We start from the raw sequence: 3,769 nt of genomic DNA on the forward strand, positions 1-3,769 counted from the left end.
TTAGGGGCGTCGCCAAGTGGTAAGGCAGCGGGTTTTGATCTCGCCATCCGTTGGTTCGAATCCAGCCGCCCCTGCCATATCTTTAGACAGACTTGTTTTATATTGATACCTGTTCAATCATATTGACATTATCATGCAAAACGATTAAAGTTCTGCCGCATTAGGGGCGTCGCCAAGTGGTAAGGCAGCGGGTTTTGATCTCGCCATCCGTTGGTTCGAATCCAGCCGCCCCTGCCATCCAAATTCATTATAAGCCAACCGCCAAGGGTGCTTCATGCCCAATCTTGTCGTTTTTAGTGGAAGTGCTCATCCACAGTTCGCCCAAAAAGTCGTAAGCCATTTACATATTCCACTCGGTGCTGCTTCTGTAAGCAAGTTTTCTGATGGTGAAATTTCAGTTGAAATTACTGAAAATGTTCGTGGTAAAGACGTTTTTATCGTTCAATCTACTTGCGCACCAACCAATGATAACCTTATGGAAATCTTGGTAATGGCAGATGCTTTGCGTCGTGCAAGTGCTGGTCGTATTACTGCAGTTATTCCTTATTTTGGCTATGCTCGCCAAGATCGTCGTCCACGTTCAGCACGTGTACCTATTACGGCTAAAGTTGTAGCAGATATGTTGACAACTGTTGGGATCGACCGTGTGGTAATGATCGACTTACACGCAGACCAAATTCAAGGTTTCTTTGATATTCCTGTTGACAACATCTACGGAACGCCAGCGTTATTGGCAGACCTACGTCAACAACAACATGACAACCTTATGGTGGTTTCACCTGACGTTGGTGGTGTTGTTCGTGCACGTGCTGTTGCAAAACAATTAGGTGATATTGATTTAGCTATCATCGATAAACGTCGTCAAAAAGCAAATGAATCACAAGTGATGCATTTGATTGGTGACGTAAAAGATCGTGACTGTGTCATTGTTGATGACATGGTAGATACAGCAGGTACGCTTTGCAAAGCTGCCGATGCACTTAAACAATTTGGTGCTCGCCGTGTTATTGCTTATGCAACTCACCCTGTTTTATCTGGCAAAGCGATTGATAATCTTCGTAATTCTGTTATTGATGAACTTGTTGTTACCGACACGATTCCTCTTTCAGATGAAGCTTTGAACTTAGGTAAAATTCGCCAAGTATCTGTAGCTAGCATGGTTGCTGAAACAATTCGTCGTATTAACAACGAAGAATCTATTAGCGCTATGTTCGATAGTTATCTATAATAGCCCAGCTTTTTTCTTAAACCCTAGCTTAGCTAGGGTTTTTCTATCACTAAACTGGTCGCAAGTTTAGTTTCATAATCTCAATGAGGATATGCCCATGGCAAACTTCGTATTAAACGCTCAAGCACGTGAAGCTGCACTACAAGGGAAAGGTGCGAGCCGCCGCCTTCGTCATGCTTCACAAATTCCAGCAATCATCTACGGTGGTAGCGCTGAGCCTGTAACAATCACTTTAGAACTTCGTGAAATCGTTAAAGCTTTAGAAAGCAACGAATTCTTCGAAGAAGTGATCGAAATCAAGATCGGTGATAAAGTTGAAAACGTTAAAATCCAAGCGTTACAACGTCACCCAGCTAAAAACACTCCTATGCACGCTGACTTCAAACGCGCATAAGTGTTAAAGGCGTAAATTAGTGTCAAATATTTCGCTAATTGTTGGTTTGGGCAATCCTGGTAAGGAATATGCCCAAACCCGCCATAATGCAGGCTTTTGGTTCGTTGAACAACTTGCTGATCGTTATGGTATCTCTTTAAAAGCAGAACCAAAGTTTCATGGGTTCACTGGTCGTGGTCAAATTGAAGGTCATGACGTACGCTTACTCTTACCAACAACATTTATGAACCGTTCAGGTCAAAGTGTTGTGCCATTTGCCAAATTTTATCAAGTCACACCAGAAGCGATCTTAATCGCCCATGATGAACTGGATATGGATCCTGGCATAATTCGTTTAAAAACAGGTGGCGGACACGGTGGACATAATGGTCTTCGTGATATTGTTCCGCATATCGGTCCTAACTTCCATCGTTTACGTATTGGAATTGGACATCCTGGCTCCAAAGAACGTGTTTCTGGTCATGTGCTTGGCAAAGCTCCTAGCAGTGAACAAGATTTAATGGATGCAGCAATTGATCATGCGCTTTCAAAAGTGAAAATGCTTGTTGATGGACAAGTTTCACAAGCGATGAATCAAATTAATGCTTACAAACCCGCTTAAACTTAAACTGAATTGTTGAACAATCACGCTTGCCATATTGTGTTTTTAAGCGCAAAATGCGCATCAAACCGCCTATACCCTGCGGAAACGTGACAAGTCAACCATAAGATATTCATCTTAGGTCTTACTCAGGAGACGCTAGCCATGCTATCTCGTTTATTAAAATGTAAAATTCACCGTGCAGTTGTGACACATGCAGAACTTCATTACGAAGGTTCTTGTGCAATTGATGGTGTATTAATGGACTTAGCAGGGATTCGTGAATACGAAGAAATCCACGTATGGAACGTAACTAACGGTAAACGCTTTACAACTTACGCAATTCGCGGTGAAGATGATTCAGGCATTATCTCTGTGAACGGTGGTGCTGCTCATCAAGCTGATGTTGGTGATTTAGTCATTATTGCGACATTTGGTGATTTTACTGAAGTAGAAGCTGATCTTCATAAGCCACGCTTAGTGTATGCAAATCCAGACAACACTGTAAATCATACAGCGAACTGCATTCCTGTACAGATTGCTTAATACAAAACACAAGATTCCCAAAAAAGTCAGTCATCGTGTACTGGCTTTTTTTATGGGTATATTTTCTGATATGTCCAAATCAATACAAAAATGCGTCAAACTATTGATAGGTTTTACTGAACCTCACTTGCAAAATATTGTTCAGATTCATTAAATAAATAGGGTGTGTTGACACTTTTAGCTTAAAAAAATAGCGAAGTAGTAAAATCAAATCGCCAAACCTAATTTTACTATTCGCTATGCCTCGTACCATGCTGACAGATCAACACTGGCAAAAGTTGAAAACTATTTTGCGTAATTTATCTATTCATCACAACTCAAATTTACGTAATTTTATTGAAGCTATTCTCTATAGAATTAGAACAGGCTGTCCGTGGCGAGATATTCCTTCCTATTTCGGTCAATCAAACTCTATTTTCAAACGTTTTAATCGTTGGTCAAGCAGCGGTAAGTTGCTTAGATTATTCAAATTATTAGCATCATGCCCCGATATGGAGTGGATTTTTATTGATGGCTCTCACGTACGTGCTCATCAACATTCTGCCGGTATAGCGAATCAATCCATTTCTAAAAGTGTAGGAGGAAACTCCTCAAAAATACATTTGATTGTTGATTCACATGGCAATCCTATTGATTTCATGATTACCGATGGCACTACACATGACATCAAAGTTGCACCTGATTTAATAGCAACATTAGATTTAAAAGAGACAGAAGTGGTATGCGCAGATAAAGGCTATGATTCAGAACCACTGCGTGAGCAGATCAGAAAAACAGGAACAAAAGCGAATATACCAAAGAAAATAAATAGCCAATCGAACAATGATCATATGGACTGGTATTTATATAAAATCAGGCATTTAGTTGAAAATATGTTTTGTAGATTAAAACAATTTAGAGGGATAGCTACTCGATATGACAAGCTCAAAAGAAATTATCAAAGTGCTGTTGCCTTAGCCTGTATATTTTTATGGCTACCTTTATAGGTTTAATTATGAACAGTAAATGTCAACAGACCCTA

5 protein-coding genes and 2 tRNA genes are annotated in these 3,769 nt (G+C 40.2%); all 7 read left to right on the forward strand.

The features are described from left to right. Positions 1–2: 2 nt before the first annotated feature. The 7 genes from MKL32_RS04335 (at position 3) to MKL32_RS04365 (ending at position 3,734) form a co-directional block, all read left to right on the forward strand. Positions 3–77, forward strand: a tRNA-Gln gene (locus MKL32_RS04335). An 85-nt stretch (positions 78–162) separates the two neighbouring features. Continuing rightward, positions 163–237, forward strand: a tRNA-Gln gene (locus MKL32_RS04340). Positions 238–274: 37 nt separating this feature from the next. Further along, complete coding sequence (locus MKL32_RS04345; RefSeq protein ID WP_004913997.1) at positions 275–1,228, forward strand: ribose-phosphate pyrophosphokinase; 954 nt, start codon at positions 275–277, stop codon at positions 1,226–1,228. Between the two features lie 97 nt (positions 1,229–1,325). Further along, the gene (rplY, locus tag MKL32_RS04350) at positions 1,326–1,622 is read left to right on the forward strand and encodes a 50S ribosomal protein L25 (protein ID WP_004913998.1); all 297 of its coding nucleotides are present in this window, start codon (positions 1,326–1,328) and stop codon (positions 1,620–1,622) included. Between the two features lie 19 nt (positions 1,623–1,641). After that, the gene (gene pth / locus MKL32_RS04355) at positions 1,642–2,223 is read left to right on the forward strand and encodes an aminoacyl-tRNA hydrolase (protein ID WP_004913999.1); all 582 of its coding nucleotides are present in this window, start codon (positions 1,642–1,644) and stop codon (positions 2,221–2,223) included. Between the two features lie 144 nt (positions 2,224–2,367). Further along, positions 2,368–2,748, forward strand: coding sequence for an aspartate 1-decarboxylase (gene panD, locus MKL32_RS04360; RefSeq protein ID WP_004914001.1), 381 nt, complete (start codon positions 2,368–2,370; stop codon positions 2,746–2,748). A 239-nt stretch (positions 2,749–2,987) separates the two neighbouring features. Further along, positions 2,988–3,734: an IS5 family transposase gene (locus tag MKL32_RS04365; RefSeq protein WP_004912080.1), complete on the forward strand. Its 747-nt coding sequence runs from the start codon at positions 2,988–2,990 to the stop codon at positions 3,732–3,734. Positions 3,735–3,769: the final 35 nt, after the last annotated feature.

The sequence above is a fragment of the Acinetobacter sp. AOR34_HL genome (genome assembly GCF_027854795.1).
GTDB classification, from domain to species: domain Bacteria; phylum Pseudomonadota; class Gammaproteobacteria; order Pseudomonadales; family Moraxellaceae; genus Acinetobacter; species Acinetobacter junii.